14 protein-coding genes are annotated in these 16007 nt (G+C 66.5%); 4 read left to right on the forward strand and 10 right to left on the reverse strand.

Annotation, left to right across the window (positions count from 1 at the left end; translation table 11 throughout):
* The first annotated feature begins 40 nt into the window (after nt 1–40).
* Nucleotides 41–781, forward strand: coding sequence for a type IV toxin-antitoxin system AbiEi family antitoxin (locus ACIQCN_RS05305; protein WP_400609744.1), 741 nt, complete (start codon nt 41–43; stop codon nt 779–781).
* On the opposite strand, the gene ACIQCN_RS05310 is transcribed toward ACIQCN_RS05305, so the two are convergent.
* The 9 genes from ACIQCN_RS05310 to pdxT form a co-directional block, all read right to left on the reverse strand.
* A complete protein-coding gene (locus tag ACIQCN_RS05310; protein WP_400609746.1) occupies nt 662–3052 on the reverse strand; it encodes a RelA/SpoT family protein in 2391 nt (796 codons plus the stop codon). The two genes, ACIQCN_RS05305 and ACIQCN_RS05310, sit on opposite strands and share 120 nt — an antisense overlap.
* A 128-nt stretch (nt 3053–3180) precedes the next feature.
* Nucleotides 3181–4197 carry a protein translocase subunit SecF gene (gene secF / locus ACIQCN_RS05315; RefSeq protein ID WP_400603598.1) on the reverse strand — a complete coding sequence of 339 codons (1017 nt, stop codon included), beginning with the start codon at nt 4195–4197 and terminating at the stop codon, nt 3181–3183.
* On the reverse strand, nt 4197–5954 hold the full coding sequence (secD, locus tag ACIQCN_RS05320) for a protein translocase subunit SecD (protein WP_400603596.1): 1758 nt from the start codon (nt 5952–5954) through the stop codon (nt 4197–4199). Before secD ends, secF begins: the two co-directional genes overlap by 1 nt.
* Before the next feature lie 97 nt (nt 5955–6051).
* A complete protein-coding gene (gene yajC / locus ACIQCN_RS05325) occupies nt 6052–6501 on the reverse strand; it encodes a preprotein translocase subunit YajC (protein ID WP_400603594.1) in 450 nt (149 codons plus the stop codon).
* Between the two features lie 138 nt (nt 6502–6639).
* Nucleotides 6640–7725, reverse strand: coding sequence for a Holliday junction branch migration DNA helicase RuvB (gene ruvB / locus ACIQCN_RS05330; protein WP_400603592.1), 1086 nt, complete (start codon nt 7723–7725; stop codon nt 6640–6642).
* Entirely contained in the window at nt 7718–8362 is a 645-nt protein-coding gene (gene ruvA, locus ACIQCN_RS05335; protein WP_400609748.1) for a Holliday junction branch migration protein RuvA, read from the reverse strand. Before ruvA ends, ruvB begins: the two co-directional genes overlap by 8 nt.
* 88 nt (nt 8363–8450) lie before the next feature.
* Nucleotides 8451–9029 carry a crossover junction endodeoxyribonuclease RuvC gene (ruvC, locus tag ACIQCN_RS05340; RefSeq protein WP_400609750.1) on the reverse strand — a complete coding sequence of 193 codons (579 nt, stop codon included), beginning with the start codon at nt 9027–9029 and terminating at the stop codon, nt 8451–8453.
* Between the two features lie 10 nt (nt 9030–9039).
* Complete coding sequence (locus ACIQCN_RS05345) at nt 9040–9795, reverse strand: YebC/PmpR family DNA-binding transcriptional regulator (protein WP_400603586.1); 756 nt, start codon at nt 9793–9795, stop codon at nt 9040–9042.
* A 3-nt stretch (nt 9796–9798) separates the two neighbouring features.
* Nucleotides 9799–10509, reverse strand: a complete 711-nt coding sequence (gene pdxT, locus ACIQCN_RS05350; protein WP_400603585.1) for a pyridoxal 5'-phosphate synthase glutaminase subunit PdxT — start codon at nt 10507–10509, stop codon at nt 9799–9801.
* A 91-nt stretch (nt 10510–10600) separates the two neighbouring features.
* Between pdxT and ACIQCN_RS05355 the strand changes: the two genes are divergently transcribed.
* From ACIQCN_RS05355 to ACIQCN_RS05365, 3 genes are all read left to right on the forward strand, one after another.
* A complete protein-coding gene (locus ACIQCN_RS05355) occupies nt 10601–11893 on the forward strand; it encodes a MurT ligase domain-containing protein (protein WP_400609752.1) in 1293 nt (430 codons plus the stop codon).
* Complete coding sequence (locus ACIQCN_RS05360) at nt 11890–12642, forward strand: type 1 glutamine amidotransferase (RefSeq protein WP_400603581.1); 753 nt, start codon at nt 11890–11892, stop codon at nt 12640–12642. Before ACIQCN_RS05355 ends, ACIQCN_RS05360 begins: the two co-directional genes overlap by 4 nt.
* A gap of 63 nt (nt 12643–12705) precedes the next feature.
* Nucleotides 12706–14718, forward strand: a complete 2013-nt coding sequence (locus tag ACIQCN_RS05365; protein WP_400609754.1) for a M3 family metallopeptidase — start codon at nt 12706–12708, stop codon at nt 14716–14718.
* A 276-nt stretch (nt 14719–14994) separates the two neighbouring features.
* Here the strand turns inward: ACIQCN_RS05365 and pdxS are convergent, their stop codons facing one another.
* Nucleotides 14995–15921, reverse strand: a complete 927-nt coding sequence (pdxS, locus tag ACIQCN_RS05370) for a pyridoxal 5'-phosphate synthase lyase subunit PdxS (RefSeq protein ID WP_377216101.1) — start codon at nt 15919–15921, stop codon at nt 14995–14997.
* Between the last annotated feature and the right edge of the window lie 86 nt (nt 15922–16007).

Raw genomic sequence — 16007 nt, forward strand, 5'->3', positions numbered from 1 at the left:
GGGCCTGTGGCTGTTAAAGCTTCCGCGGCAGGATGGGTGGATGGCACACCCCCAGCTCCACTCCCCTGCAGCAGCCCGCATGGAACCTCATCAGGCCGCCGAGCCGCCGGCGCTGCGATTTCCGGAGATGTACGCACCCGGCATGCCCTTCACTCCGCCCGAACTGCAGTCCCTGGCAGCGGACGGTGTGCTCACGCGGCTCCACCAGAACGGCTTCACGCTCCCGGACGTCCGGCATTCCGCCCAGCTCCGGGCGCGGGCCGCCGCGGTTTCTGTCCCGCTGCAGGTGCGGCAGCGGGTGGTGGCCGGGCGCATGACGGCGGCGTGGATCTACGGGTGCGCTGCGGAACCGGACAGGCTGGCGCTCCTGGTGGACGCCAAGCGCCGGGTCTCCGGGCTGCGCAATACCCGCGGCTGCACGCTCCACGAGGTCAGGCTGGGCCCCATGGACGTAATCAGCCTGGGCGGGCTGATGGTTTCCAGTCCCCTGCGGACCGCTTTGGACATCGCCCTCCATGTGGAGGCCGGGCTGGCGCTGCCCGCACTGGCAAATCTGCTGGCCCGGCCGCAGCAGGACGTCCGGCTGCGGCTGCTGGTGCTGGCCATCGAGGCAACCCCGCGGGTACCCCACAAACTGGCCGCTTTGGACAAGCTCGCCCGGTTAGCTCCTCCGCTTGTTACCGGTGGTGCGGTAGACGTCGAAGACCCCGTCGATCCGGCGCACGGCGCTGAGGACGTGGCTGAGGTACTTGGGGTCGCCCATCTCGAAGGCAAACCTTGAGATGGCCACGCGGTCCGTGGAGGTGTGGACGCTGGCGGCCAGGATGTTCACGTGGTTCTCGGACAGGACGCGGGTTACATCGGACAGGAGGGACTTGCGGTCCAGAGCCTCCACCTGGATCTCCACGAGGAACACGCTGGACTGCGTGGGTGCCCAGTCCACGTCCACGATGCGGTCCGGCTGGTCCTTCAGGTCGGAGATGTTGGTGCAGTCGGTGCGGTGCACGGACACGCCCGAGCCCCTGGTCACGAAGCCCAGGATGGGGTCCGGGGGCACCGGCGTGCAGCACCGTGCGAGCTTGACCCAGACATCGCCCACGCCACGGACCACCACGCCCGAATCGGAGAACTTTGCCTTGCTCACATGGGTGGGGACACTGACCTCGGTGATGTCGTCGTCGGGGCTCTCGTTGCCGCCCAGGCTTTCGACGAGCTTTTCCATGACGGACTGTGCGGAGGTATGCCCGTCACCGACGCCGGCGTACAGCCCGGAGATATCAACGTATTTGAATTCCTCGGCCACCGCGGCCAGGGCCTCGTGGGTCATCAGGCGCTGCAGCGGCAGGTTCTGCTTCCGCATGGCCCGGGTCAGGAGCTCCTTGCCCCGGTCGATCGCTTCCTCGCGGCGTTCCTTGCTGAACCACTGGCGGATCTTGTTACGCGCACGGGCACTCTTGACGAAGTGTTGCCAGTCCTGGCTGGGACCTGCGCCCTCGGCCTTGGAGGTGAAGATCTCCACCCAGTCGCCATGGTTGAGCTCGCTGTTGAGCGGAACCAGTTTGCCATTGACCCGCGCCCCGATAGTTCGGTGGCCCACCTCGGTGTGGACAGCGTAGGCAAAGTCCACAGGGGTGGACCCGGCCGGCAGGGCCATGACCTCGCCCTTGGGGGTGAAAACGAAGACCTCGCGGGCGTTGATTTCGAAGCGCAGCGAATCCAGGAACTCACCGGGGTCCGAGGTCTCCTGCTGCCAGTCCACCAGGGAGCGCAGCCAGCCCATGTCACCGTCACGGGGACTGCCCGGCCCAACTGCTGTCCGGTTGGGCTGGTCCTTGTACTTCCAGTGGGCGGCCACGCCATACTCGGCCCGGCGGTGCATTTCATGCGTGCGGATCTGGATCTCCACGGGCTTGCCGCCGGGACCGATTACCGTGGTGTGGAGGGACTGGTACATGTTGAACTTCGGCATGGCGATGTAGTCCTTGAACCTGCCGGGCAGCGGGTTCCAGCGCGAATGCATGGTGCCAAGCGCCGCGTAGCAGTCACGGACCGAGTCAACAAGCACCCGCACGCCCATGAGGTCGTTGATGTCGTCGAAGTCTTTGTCCCGGACCACCATCTTCTGGTAGATGGAGTAATAGTGCTTGGGCCGGCCGGTGATGGTGGCCTTGATGCGGGCGGCGCGCAGGTCTTCGGCAATCTGGTCGCGGATGACGCCCAGGCTCTTTTCCCGTTCCGGGGTCCGGTCCCCCACCATCCGTACAATTTCTTCGTACACTTTGGGGTAAAGTGCCGCGAAGGAGAGGTCCTCCAGCTCCCACTTGATGGTGTTCATGCCGAGCCGGTGGGCCAGCGGGGCGAAGATTTCGAGCGTCTCCCGCGCCTTCCGGGCCGAGGACTCGGCCGAGACGAAGCGCCACGTGCGGGCATTGTGCAGCCGGTCCGCGAGCTTGATCATCAGCACCCGAATGTCCTTCGCCATGGCCACGACCATTTTGCGGACCGTTTCGGACTGTGCGGCCTCGCCGAAGCTGACCTTGTCCAGTTTGGTGACGCCGTCCACCAGCATGGCGACCTCGGGGCCGAAATCGCGCTTCAGGTCGGCAAGGGTATAGGACGTGTCCTCAACCGTGTCGTGCAAAAGGGCGGCAGCCAGGGTAGTTCCGGAGAGCCCCAGTTCGGCAAGGATCGTGGCGACGGCGACAGGGTGGGTGATATAGGGGTCCCCGCTCTTGCGCTTCTGCCCGCGGTGGCTGCGCTCCGCGACTTCGAAGGCACGCTGGATGAGGTCGAAATCCTCTTTGGGGTTATTTGCCCTGACGGTCCGGAGCAGTGGCTCCAGGATCGGCGAATACGTGGCGGTGCTGCGTCCGGTGAGCCGTGCAAGGCGTGACCGGGTCCGCTCCCGGCGGCCTGGAAAAGTGAGGCGCTGTCCCGAGTTGTCCACCGGAACGAGCGGTCCGGGGCGCGCAGGTCCGGCCGTACCGGCCTGCGGACCGGCAGGACCCTGGCCGCCCTGGGCCGTTGGCACCGACGACGAACGTTCTTCCAATGAAGCACCCCTCACCACGTTTAATTACTTCAGTCTATTCCTCACGGCGGAGACATCCGTAACCGGCCGTTAAGCGCCTGACGGCCCGGGCGGTGTCACTGGGACACCGTCCGGGCCGTCAGGACTGGTCAGGCCCCTGCGGGCGCCGCGGTGGCGGCACGGTCCGCCGAGCCGGCGCGGCGCTGGGCAACCCTCTTGGCCTGCTTGACCAGGTTGGGTTCGCCCTCGCGCAGCCAGGCGTACATCGGGGCGGCCACGAAGATCGTGGCTGCCGTACCGATCAGGATGCCCACGAACAGGGCAAGCGAAAGGTCGCGCAGCGTTCCTGCCCCCAGGAGTCCCGCACCGATGAACAGGATGGCACCGACCGGCAGGATCGCCACCATCATGGTGTTGATGGAACGCACCAGGGTTTGGTTGACGGCGAGGTTGACCTCCTCGCCGAAGGTCCTGCGCGTGGAAGCGTCTATTTCCGCGGTGTTTTCGCGGATCTTGTCGAAGACCACCACGGTGTCATACAAGGAGTAGCTAAGCACGGTCAGGAAGCCGATGATGGCCGAGGGCGTTACCTCAAAGTCGCTGAGCGCATACACCCCCGCGGTGATGAACATGGTCACTGCCATGCCCGCGATCGCCGACAGGGACATCTTCCAGGTCCGGAAGTACAGCGCCATGAGCACTGCTGCCAGGATCACGAAGATAACCAGGCCGATCAGTGCCTGCTTGGTGACATCGGCGCCCCACGTGGGACCCACGAACGTGGAGGTCACCTCGTTGTCCGTCACGCCGTAAGCGGTGGTGAGGCCTTCCTTGATGCGCAGGGTCTCGTCGTCCGTCAGTTTGTCTGTCTGGATCCGCATGGTGGTTCCGGCCACGTTGGCCACGCGGGGGACGCTGCCAGGAACCACGTCCGTGACTGCCTTCTCGCCCAGCGCGGCGTCCTTGGTCTGCACGTTCGAGACGGTGAACTCAGAGCCGCCACGGAATTCAATGCCGAGGTTGAACCCGCCCTTGGCCACCGGGATGAGGATGGACAGGGCTACGGCCACGGCCGCGATGATGAACCATATTTTCTTGGCGTCAACGAAGTTGTAGGAGCGCTTACCGGTGTAAAGCTCATTGCCGAAGTTGGCGAAGCTGGGCATTATTTGTTCTCCTTCGCGGCGGACTTCGCAGAGCCTGCGAGCTGCTCCTGCTTTTCGGCCATGCGGCGCTCGGCGATGGTCATCCGGCGCTCCGCCTCAGCGGCGGCGCCGGTGTTCTTGGCCCGCGCCGCCACGGGGCGGGCCTCCGGCGTGCGGAGACGGCCCGCGCCCCGGTACAGCGGAACAGCACCCAGCCGCTCGGGGTCCAGGCCGGACAGCTTGTGGCCTTCACCGAAGAACTTGGTGCGGGCCAGCAACTGCAGCGTCGGGTGGGTGAACATGAACACGACGATGAGGTCGGCAATCGCCGTAAGACCCAGGGTGAAAGCGAAGCCACGGACATTGCCCACCGCCACGAAGTAGAGAACCAGCGCGGCCAGGAGGTTGACGGCCTTGGATGCGAGCACGGTCCGCTTGGCACGCTTCCAGCCGTTCTCGACGGCGGAGACCAGTCCACGCCCGTCGCGCAGCTCGTCGCGGATTCGTTCGAAGTACACAATGAACGAGTCGGCCGTCTGGCCGATGGCGACGATGATGCCCGCCACGCCGGCGAGGGACAGGCGGTAGTTTTCCGTCCAGCCCAGGATTGCGATCGCCAGGTAGGTCAGCACGCCCGCCACGGCCAGGGACGCGATGGTGACGAAACCCAGGGCACGGTACTGGAACAGGGAGTAAACCACCACCAGCAGCAGCCCGATCAGGCCTGCCAGCAGGCCCATGCGAAGTTGCTCGCCGCCGAGGGTCGCCGAGATCTGCTGCTCGCTCTGGATCTCGAAGCTGATGGGCAGCGCGCCGAAGCGCAGCTGGTCGGAGAGGGCCTTGGCGGTCTGCTCGGTGAAACCGCCGGTGATCTGCGGCCGGCCGTCGGTGATTACGGCCTGCGCCCGGGGTGCGGAAATCACCTGGTCATCGAGGACAATGGCGAACTGCGCCTTCGGGTCGGTGCCGGAGTCGCCGCCGGCTGCCACATAGAACTGGTTCAGGCGTTCGGTGACGGCCTTGAACTTTTCCGTGCCTTCGCCGTCGAACTGGATGTTGACGGCCCACTGGTTGGTAACGGCGCCCTGGGCGCCGGCCTGCAGCTGGAAGGACGAGGTAACGATGTTGCTGCCTTTGACCTCAACCGGGCCCAGGATGTACTTGATCGCCGGTGTGGTCCCGGTGCCGGGTTCACAGGTCACCAGGGGCTTGGCGGGGTCGGACCGCTCGGCCTTCTCTGCTTCCGGGCTGTTGCAGTCCAGCGCCTCGAACTCCTGGTACACGTCCGGAGTGATCCAGTTGGTATCGCTGCTGTTCGCCGGCTCAGCGGAGGGCTTGGGAAGCTTGTCCGCGGGCGTCCGGGACTCTTTAGGCACTGCGGTGCCGTCCCCGTTGAGGAGCACGGGGCGGAAGTTCATGTCGGCGGAGGCCTGAATCAGTTCACGGGTCTCCGTGGAGGGCGTGCCCGGCAGGCTGACCACAACGTTGCGGCCGGACTGCGTGCTGATCTCGGCTTCGGCCACGCCGGAGCCGTCCACGCGCTGGCGGATGATGGCCACGGCCTGGTTCAGCTGTTCCTCGTTGATGTCCGAACCGCCCTCTACCCGGGGCGCAAGGATCATCTGGGTGCCGCCTTCCAGGTCAAGGGCCAGCTTGGGCGCCCAGCCGGCCTGTCCGGACATGGTGCCGCCGGCCAGGACAGCGGTCAGCGCGGCGATGATTACGCCGAGCCAGACCAGGACCCTGAGTCCTGGTTTCTTAGGGCCAGTTCGTGGCATTGTCGATCTTTCTCTTATTCACGGAAGAACCGCCGGTGCCTGCCGTGGCGTGCACCGGCGGTGAACCGCAGCGGTAGAGGTGGTGCGGGGCAGCGGACTAGCTGTCCTTCCTGCCCTCGCCGTTCAAGCGCTTCAGGGTTTCCTCGGGGGTCTCAACGGGGGCCGGCGCGTCCAGCGGCTCCGCCGTCGTGCCGGGCTGGGGAGCAGTGAGGGAGGAGGCGTCGTTAGGTACTGCCGGCACGGACGGCCCGGCAGCCACGGTGGGCTCATCGGCGACCGCAGGCTCTGCAACGGTGGTCGGTTCCACGATCTTGGTGACGGCCTGGCGGTGCACGGTGGCCAGGTTTCCGGGAGAGAGCTCCAGGGTGACCTTGTTCTCCGCGTCATCGATGGCCACGATGTGTCCGAACAGGCCAAAGCTGGTCATGACCTCAACGCCTGGGCCGAACTTCGACTGGAGTTCCGCCTGCTGCTGCTGCGCCTTTTTGTTCCGGCGGAACATCATGAAGATGAAAACGCCGAGCATGACGAACAGGAGAATTGACATTGGGTCCAAGGGAAAATCCATTCTTTAACTAGCCTGATGATGAGTCCGGCGCGGGCCGCGGTTGACGGCGGCCGCCGGACGAGACCCGAACGTGCCGAGCGTCATACCAAGTCTAAAGGGAAAAGCTGGAGGTAAGCCCTATTGGCCTTCCGTGGCCCAGTCTCCCGCCGGGGTTCCGCCTTCTTCCGGCTCGAAGAGCTCCAGCTGTTCCTGGCCGAAGAGTCCCGGCGGGACGGCGTAGCCCATATGGGTCCATGCCGCAGCCATGGCGATGCGGCCGCGGGGCGTCCGGCCCAGGAGCCCCTCGCGGACCAGGAACGGTTCGGCCACTGTTTCCACCGTTTCGGTTTCTTCGCCGACGGCGATCGCCAGGGTGGACAGCCCTACCGGCCCTCCGCCGAACTTGGTGATCAGGGCGTCCAGGACGGCCCGGTCCAGGCGGTCCAGGCCCTTCTTGTCCACCTCGTACATGTCCAGCGCCGCCGATGCCGAACGGGCATCGATTTGCTCCACACCGTGCACCAGGGCCCAGTCCCGCACGCGCCGCAGCAGCCGGTTGGCGATACGGGGCGTACCGCGCGAACGCCCGGCTATTTCACTGAAGCCGGCGGAGTTGACCTTCAGGTCCAGCAGTCCCGCGGAGCGGCGCAACACGAGTTCCAGCTCCGGCACTGAGTAGAACTCGAGGTGCCCAGTGAACCCGAACCTGTCGCGCAACGGACCAGGCAGCAGTCCGGCGCGGGTGGTGGCTCCCACGAGGGTGAACGGGGGAAGCTCCAGCGGGATAGCCGTGGCGCCGGCACCCTTGCCCACCACGATGTCCACCCGGAAGTCCTCCATGGCCATGTAGAGCATTTCCTCGGCCGGCCGGGACATCCGGTGGACTTCGTCAAGGAACAACACCTCGCCCTCGGACAGGGACGACAGGATGGCCGCGAGGTCCCCGGCGTGCTGGATGGCCGGGCCGCTGCTGATGCGCAGGGGAGCATTCATTTCCGCGGCCACAATCATGGCGAGGGTGGTCTTGCCGAGGCCGGGCGGACCGGAGAAAAGCACGTGGTCTGCGCTGCGTCCGCGCATCCGGGAGGCCTGCAGCACCAGCGAGAGCTGTTTCCGCACGCGGTGCTGGCCCACGAAGTCGTCCAGGTTCTTCGGCCTGAGCGCGGCCTCGATGGCCCGCTCTTCCGGCTCCTCCCCCGCAGCCACCAGGGATGGTTCAGCCACGGCTGCCTACGCGGTTGCCGGCACGCGCTCCGTCCTGGCCCAGCCACCGGAGGGTAGTACGCAGGATTTCCGGGACGTTGCCGCGGAACGAAACCTCTGGCTCGTCGGCCAGCGCCTTGTCGATGCTGCCGGAGGCGTCTTTCTCGGACCATCCCAGGCTGGTCATGGCGGCCACCACCTGGGGCTTCCAGGACGCTTCGGCGGCTGTCGGCGCCGCGGCTGCGCCGGATGTGCCGTGCGGCACCAGCTTTCCTGCCAGTTCCAGTACGATCCGGCCCGCCACCTTGGGCCCGATGCCGGGCACCTTGGTGAAGGTCTTGCTGTCACCGCTGTGCGCTGCAACCCGGATGGCCTCCGGTTCGTGGACGGCAAGTACTGCCAGCGCCAGCCGCGGGCCCACGCCGCTCACGCTGAGCAGCACGTCGAAAACTTCCCGTTCGTCGTCGGACGCAAAACCGAAGAGGGTGAGGGAATCCTCGCGAACGATCAGCGACGTGAACAGCTGCCCCTCTTCACCGAGGCGCAGTCCGCTCAACGTCTGGGGCGTGGCGTTCACGCTCATGCCGGCCCCGTTGAGGTCGATGACGGCCGTGGACAGGCCTACGTGCGCCACGGTTCCGCGGAGGAAACTGATCAAGGCCTGGCTCCTGGTGTACGGCCGGTTCCATCACGGAGGACCGGCTATCCGAACATATCTACGAATACCCTAGCAAGGCACCCGACATTCAGCGCGAGCGGCGCGCCTTGGCCTCAGCATCGGCCCATGCGCGCTGCGCCGGGGTCAGGGAAGAGCTTCCGGGGCCGGTGATCGCGACGGCGGCACCACTGCCTGCCCGCCACGCGTGGGTGATGGCCAGGGCCAGGGCGTCTGCTGCGTCGGCGGGCCGGGGCGGCGCGTCCAGCCGGAGGATCTTGGTGACGAGCTTGGTTACGGCATCCTTGTTGGAGGATCCGCTGCCGGTAACAGCTGCCTTGACTTCCGACGGCGTGTGCAGCGCCACCGGGATGCCGCGGCGCGCGGCCGCGGCGATCACCACGCCGGACGCCTGCGCCACCCCCATGACGGTGCTGACGTTGAGCTGGGAGAAAACGCGTTCGACGGCGAGAACCTGCGGTTCGTAGCGGTCCAGCCATTCGTCAATGGCAGTGTCAATGACCAATAGCCGCTGATCCAGCGTTTCATCCGGGGCGGTGCCCACGACGCCGACAGCCACCATGGTGGCGCGCCGGTTCCGTTCCACGTCCACTACGCCGATGCCGCAGCGGGTCAGGCCCGGGTCAACGCCCAGGACGCGGAGCGTCACGGGCGTTCCGTCACTCGGATTCCAGGGCGGCCTGGACTTCGTCGCTGAGGTCGGCGTTGCTGTAGACGTTCTGCACGTCGTCGAGCTCTTCCAGGGCGTCCGCGAGCTTGAGGAACTTCCGCGCGCCGTCCACGTCCAGTTCCACCTGCATGGAGGGAACGAATTCCACTTCATCGGTGTCGTATTCGATGCCGGCTTCCTTGAGCGCCCCGCGGATCGCGGGGAGGTCTCCGGGCTCGGAGTGGATCTCGAAGGTCTCGCCGTTGTCCTTGACTTCTTCAGCCCCTGCATCGAGCACGGCCATCAGGACGTCATCTTCGGTGAGGCCGTTCTTGGGCAGGTTGACTACTCCCTTGCGGGTGAAGAGGTAGCTGACGGACCCGGGGTCGGCGATGGTGCCGCCGTTGCGGGAGATCGCCAGGCGTACCTCGGACGCGGCCCGGTTCTTGTTGTCGGTGAGGCACTCGATCAGGAGGGCGGACCCCTGCGGGCCGCGGGCTTCGTACATGATCTCGGTGTAGTCCACCACTTCGCCGGTGAGGCCGGCGCCGCGCTTAATGGCACGGTCGATATTGTCGTTGGGAACCGAGGTCTTCTTGGCCTTGGTGACGGCCAGTTCCAGGCCAGGGTTGCCCGCGAGGTCCGGACCGCCCATGCGGGCCGCGACTTCGATGTTCTTGATCAGCTTGGCGAACGACTTGGCGCGGCGGCTGTCAATGATCGCCTTTTTGTGCTTGGTCGTTGCCCATTTGGAGTGGCCTGACATGCTTTACGCTTCTCCTCTGATCATGCGGATAAAAAGTTCGTGGATGCGTTTTTCCCCGGTCACTTCCGGGTGGAAGGAGGTGGCCAGGAGCTGGCCCGAACGCACTGCCACAATTCTAGCCGTCCCGGGCAGGGGCGCCGCGTGGGAGGCATGTTCCGGGTCGGCCGGCTCCACCTGTGCCAGCACTTCCACGTCCTGCCCAACGCGCTCCACCCAGGGCCCTCGGATGAACACGGCATGGACCGGCGCCACGCCGGAGCCGGTGGCACTGAACTCCAATCCCTTGAAGTCCAGGTCAGTTTCGAAGGACTCCCGCTGCCGGCCGAAGGCGTTGCGGCGCACCGTAATGTCCAGGCCGCCGAAGGTCTGCTGCGGCGCGCCGGAAAGGTCGGTCGCAGGGTCTGCAATATCGGAGGCCAGCAGAATCATGCCTGCGCAGGACCCGTAGACCGGCAGGCCGGCGGCGATGCGTTCGCGCAGCGGCACTGCAAGCTCAAACGCGCGGGCCAGCTTGTCGATGGCGGTGGATTCCCCGCCGGGAATGATCAGGCCGTCCAGGCCTTCCAGCTCCTGTGGCCGGCGTACGGCCACCGCCTCCGCGCCACTGTCTGCAGCAGCGCGGAGGTGCTCGCGGAAGTCGCCCTGGAGCGCCAGTACACCGATCCGCAGCCCGGTTCCAGGACGTGCGGGAGCGGCGGAAAGGGAAGTTGTCATCCATCCAGCATACGGGCCGGGGCCATTCCCCCGGTCGCGGGTCATGCCGGGCCGGCCGGGATGCATGCCCCTGCTGGGATATATTCGAACTATGTTCTACTTCAGTGTTCCGCTCGGCAAGCTGGTCCGCCGGGTGTCCCGGCTTCGGGGCGGCGGCTCGGCCCTGCCCGGCCTGGTCGTCGAGAAAATCGACCCCGGCTTCATGCGGCGGACGCTGGCAGACCTCCCCCACGGCGTGGCGGTGGTCAGCGGCACCAACGGCAAAACCACCACCACGAAGATGGTGGTTGAACTGCTCGAAAGCCAGGGGCTGAAGGTGTTCACCAACCGCACCGGCAGCAACTTCACCCGCGGCGTGGCGGCGGCGCTGCTCGGCGAGGTGGACTGGCGGGGGCGGCTGGACGCGGACATCGCCGTCCTTGAGCTGGACGAGGCCCATGCCGTGCACTTCGTCAACAGCGTCCCGCCGCGGTACTGCCTGCTGCTGAACGTCCTGCGGGACCAGTTGGACCGGTTCGGCGAAATCGACAAGACAGCCCAGCTGCTTCAGCACATCGCGGCCAAGACCACCGGAACCGTCGTCCTCAACCGGGAAGACCCACGTGTGGCGCGGATCGCAGACACCCTCACCGGCCAGGAAGTGAAGTATTTCGGCCTGGACGACTCGCTGCTCGGGACATTCCCCAACGACGACGACATGCGCGCCGCTCCCGGCAGCCCCGCTCCGGCGCGCCTGCCCGAAAAGCCCGCAGCCGACGTCGTACTCCGCTCGGTGGGCGCCGCCAGCGCCAGCTTTGAGTACGACGGCGGTACGGCCACCACAGGGATGAAGCTTCGCGGCGTCTACAACATCTTCAATGCCGCAGCCGCGCTCACCCTGGCGCGAAGCATCTGCGGCAGCGGCGCGGCCGCCGCTGACAACGATGCGCTGCTGGCCGCACTGTCCCGGGTTGCGCCGGCGTTCGGCCGCGGCGAGAGCCTGACCGTGGACGGCCAGCCGCTGGATCTGGTGCTGGTGAAGAACCCCAGCGGCTTCCGGCTGGGACTGAAGTCCTTCCCGGCAGCGGGCTATGCCACCATGGTGGCCATCAATGACAACTACGCCGACGGCCGCGACATGTCCTGGCTGTGGGACGTGGAGTTCGAATCCCTCCGGGAAGGCGGCGTGGACCAGCTGACCGGTTCACGTGCCTACGACATGGCGCTGCGCCTGCAGTACGACGAGGTGCCGGTTGGCTCCGTGGAGCCGGAAATCGCCCCGGCCCTGGCGTCGTTCATCAGGGAAGGGAAGGGCAAGCCCAAGCGGATATTCTGCACTTACACCGCCATGCTGGCCATCCGGCGTGAGCTGTCCAAGATCACCACCGTGGAGGTTGTCTCGTGAACCCAGAAGCAGCAACTACCGGCGGCGGGAGCAAAGGGACACTCCGGGTGGTGCAGCTGTACCCGCGGGACATGAATATTTACGGCGACTGGGGCAACGCCCTGGTGCTCCAGCGCCGCATCTCGTGGCACGGCTACACCCCGGAACTCATCGAATACAACGTGGGCGACGCCTGGCCGGAGGAGGCGGACATCCTGGTGGGCGGCGGCGGACAGGACAGCGGCCAGCTGATCATCCAGGACGACCTGCAGTCCCGCGCGCCGGTACTGAAGGCCCTCGCCGAGGACGGCCTGCCCATGTTGGTGATCTGCGGCCTCTACCAGCTCTTTGGGCGCTTCTTCAAGACGCGGACCGGCACCGTGATCCCCGGCATCGGCATCCTGGACGTGGAAACCCACGGCACGGACGAGCGCCTGATCGGCAACGTCAAAGTGGACACTCTTGAGTTTGGCGAGGTCCTGGGTTACGAGAACCACAGCGGCCAGACCACGCTCGGTCCTGCGGTACGGCCGCTGGGGACCGTTGCCAAGGGGACCGGCAACAACAGCAGCTCCGGCCACGAGGGCGCCCGCTACCGGAACATCGTCGCCAGCTACCTGCACGGGTCGCTGCTGCCGAAGAATCCCGCGATCGCCGACTTCCTGATCCGCACCGCGGCTGAGCGGAAGTTCGGCACGTTTGAACCCGGCGAGCCGGACGACCACTTCGCTGAGCTCGCCCGGCAGCACGCGGCGCGCCGACCCCGGTAGCCGGTTGGACGGCGGGCGGTCTGTCGCGTTGAGCCGCCGGGGCCGTTGTGAAAGGTTTGCCTCATGACAAACCCCCTTCTCACGCCCAGCCCGCTGGAGTACGGGCTTCCGCCGTTCAGCACGGTCACTCCCGCGCACTTCGAAGAAGCCATCGAAGCCGGCCTCAGTGAGCAGCTGGCGGAGATCCGGGCGGTCGCCGGCAACCCTGCTGCCCCGACTTTCCAAAACACCGCCGTGGAAATGGAACGCTCCGGCCGGCTCCTGGGGCGGGCATCGGCGTCGTTCTTCACGCTGGTTTCCGCGGACGCGTCGGAGGAAATCCGGGCACTCGAGACCAAGCTGGCGCCGCGGTTCTCCGCCCACCAGGACGAGATATTTCTCAACCGGGACCTATACGGGCGTTTCGCGGCCATCGACACCTCCGGGTGCGACGCCGAGGGGGCGCGGCTGGTGGAGGAGTATCTCAAGGAGTTCCGCCAGGCCGGTATCCAGTTGGACGCGGCGGGGCAGGAGCGTCTCCGCGCCATCAACGCCGAACTGGCACGGCTGGGAACCGACTTTGGCCAGAGGGTCAAGGAAGGAATGAAGTCGGGCGCCCTGCTCATTGAAGACCGGGCGGAACTGGCCGGCCTGCCGGATGACGAGGTGGCAGCCGCTGCCGAAGCCGCGCGCGCCGCAGGGCACGATGGCAAGTTCCTGCTCACCCTCCTCCAGCCGGGAAACCAGCCGGCCCTCGCCGCGCTGGGGAACCGGGACGTCCGCCGTCGGCTGTTCGAAGCGTCCGTGGGGCGCGGCAGCGGCGGCGGCGCACTGGACGTCACCGGACTTGCCCGGACCATGGCCGGCCTGCGCGCGGAAAAAGCGGCCCTGCTCGGTTTCGCCAATTACGCCGAACTGGTGGTGGATCTGCAGACGGCACCCTCCTTCGACTCCGTGCAGGCCATGCTGGACCGGCTCGCGCCTGCGGCGGTGCGGAACGCGGATGCCGAGGCGCGCGTCCTGGCAGAAGCGGCCGGGCACCCTCTGGAACCTTGGGACTGGGCCTACTACTCCGCAAAGGTCCGCCGGGAACGGCACCAGGTGGATGAGCACGCGATCCGCCCGTACTTCGAGCTGGAACGGGTCCTGGCGGACGGCGTCTTCTTCGCCGCCACTTCCCTCTACGGAATCACGTTCCATGAGCGCACCGACCTCGCCGGCTACCATCCGGATGTCCGCGTCTGGGAGGTGCGGAACGCGGATGGGAGCGGCCTGGGCCTGTTCCTGGGTGACTACTATCAGCGCGAATCCAAGCGCGGCGGCGCCTGGATGAACAGCCTCGTGGACCAGTCGGCGCTGCTGGACGCCCGGCCCGTGGTCATCAACACGCTGAACATCTCCAAGCCGCCGGCCGGTGAACCCGCTCTGCTGACGCTCGACGAGGTGCGGACAGTGTTCCATGAGTTCGGCCACGCGCTGCACGGCCTGTTCTCCGACGTCACCTACCCGAAGCTCTCCGGCACGGCAGTGCCCCGCGACTTCGTGGAGTACCCGTCCCAGGTCAACGAGATGTGGATCATGTGGCCCGAGGTCCTGGCCAACTACGCCCGCCACCACGAAACCGGGGAACCGCTTCCGGCCGGGATCGTGGACGGGTTGGAATCCTCCCGGCTCTGGGGCGAAGGCTTCGCCACCACGGAGTACCTTGGCGCGGCGCTGCTGGACCTGGCCTGGCATGTCCTCGGACCGGACGATGTTCCGCAGGATGCCATAGCCTTCGAAGCGAAGGCCCTCGCCGCGGCCGGACTTGCGCACCCGCTGATTCCGCCCCGTTACCGCACCGGCTACTTCCAGCACATTTTCGCGGGCGCGGGCTACGCGGCCGGCTACTACTCCTACATCTGGAGCGAGGTCCTGGACGCGGAGACGGTGGATTGGTTCACGGAACAGGGTGGCCTGACCCGTGCCAACGGCGAACGCTTCCGCCGGGAACTCCTGTCGCGGGGCAACAGCCGCGACCCGCTGGAATCATTCCGGATCCTCCGGGGCCGCGAAGCAAGGCTGGAACCGCTGCTCAAGCGCCGCGGCCTGGAATAGCCAGGCACCCCACCCGCCCCACACCACACCACACCACACCACACCACACCACACCACACCACTTAAAGAAGTACGACGCCGGTCCCCCACCGCAAAGGGTGAGGAACCGGCGTCGTCATGACTTAGGCGAAGCGACCAGCGACCGGCGGGGCTGATCCGGCAGCGTGCGTAAAAGGGGCCCCGCCCCCAGCCATCGCCTGTCTGGCGGCAGCGGGAGGCGGGGAATAGCACGCAGAGGATCGCGCCGTCCGGCGCCCCCAAGGCGCTAAGAGAGAATTACCAGCCGCGCTCGGCGAGGCGGTGGGGCTGGGGGATCTCGTCGACGTTGATGCCCACCATGGCTTCGCCCAGGCCGCGTGAGGCCTTGGCGATGACATCGGGGTCGTCGTAGAAGGTGGTGGCCTTGACGACGGCGGCGGCCCGCTGTGCCGGGTTGCCGGACTTGAAGATGCCGGAACCGACGAACACGCCGTCAGCCCCGAGCTGCATCATCATTGCGGCGTCCGCCGGGGTGGCGATGCCGCCTGCGGTGAAGAGAACCACGGGGAGCTTGCCTGCGGCGGCAACTTCCTTGACCAGTTCGTACGGAGCCTGGAGTTCCTTGGCCGCGACGTAGAGCTCGTCCTCGGGCAGCGCGGACAGTTTGGCGATCTCTGCACGGATCTGGCGCATGTGGCCCGTGGCGTTGGAGACGTCGCCGGTGCCGGCCTCGCCCTTGGAACGGATCATGGCCGCGCCCTCGTTGATGCGGCGCAGTGCCTCACCGAGGTTGGTGGCGCCACAGACGAAGGGAACCTTGAAGTTCCACTTGTCGATGTGGTTGATGTAGTCGGCCGGGGTGAGGACCTCGGACTCGTCGATGTAGTCGACGCCGAGGGACTGCAGGACCTGGGCTTCAACGAAGTGGCCGATGCGGGCCTTGGCCATGACCGGGATGGACACGGCGTCGATGATCTGGTCGATCATGTCCGGGTCCGACATGCGGGACACGCCGCCCTGGGCACGGATATCCGCCGGAACGCGTTCCAGCGCCATCACGGCCACAGCACCGGCGTCTTCGGCGATGCGGGCCTGTTCGACGTTGACGACGTCCATGATGACGCCGCCTTTGAGCATCTCGGCCATGCCCCGCTTGACGCGGTTGCTGCCCGTGACGCTGTTCGCGGACGAACCGGCTTCGCTGCTTACATCAGGTGTAGACACAAAAACCCCTATGGGTAGATAGATGACCTTCGCCCGGCGTGCAGGCGGCACGGAACTGCCGGCCTTGACACACACGGATTGCCGGG

Source organism: Pseudarthrobacter sp. NPDC092424 (assembly GCF_044754925.1).
GTDB lineage: Bacteria > Actinomycetota > Actinomycetes > Actinomycetales > Micrococcaceae > Arthrobacter.

Bases quoted from the DNA above. Each gene is read 5' to 3' on its own strand.
- yajC (WP_400603594.1), bottom strand. From the start codon at position 6,501: ATGTCAATTCTCCTGTTCGTCATGCTCGGCGTTTTCATCTTCATGATG.
- pdxT (WP_400603585.1), bottom strand. From the start codon at position 10,509: ATGACAACTTCCCTTTCCGCCGCTCCCGCACGTCCTGGAACCGGGCTG.
- secD (WP_400603596.1), bottom strand. From the start codon at position 5,954: ATGCCACGAACTGGCCCTAAGAAACCAGGACTCAGGGTCCTGGTCTGG.
- ACIQCN_RS05305 (WP_400609744.1), top strand. From the start codon at position 41: ATGGCACACCCCCAGCTCCACTCCCCTGCAGCAGCCCGCATGGAACCT.
- secF (WP_400603598.1), bottom strand. From the start codon at position 4,197: ATGCCCAGCTTCGCCAACTTCGGCAATGAGCTTTACACCGGTAAGCGC.
- ACIQCN_RS05345 (WP_400603586.1), bottom strand. From the start codon at position 9,795: ATGTCAGGCCACTCCAAATGGGCAACGACCAAGCACAAAAAGGCGATC.
- ACIQCN_RS05365 (WP_400609754.1), top strand. From the start codon at position 12,706: ATGACAAACCCCCTTCTCACGCCCAGCCCGCTGGAGTACGGGCTTCCG.
- ACIQCN_RS05355 (WP_400609752.1), top strand. From the start codon at position 10,601: ATGTTCTACTTCAGTGTTCCGCTCGGCAAGCTGGTCCGCCGGGTGTCC.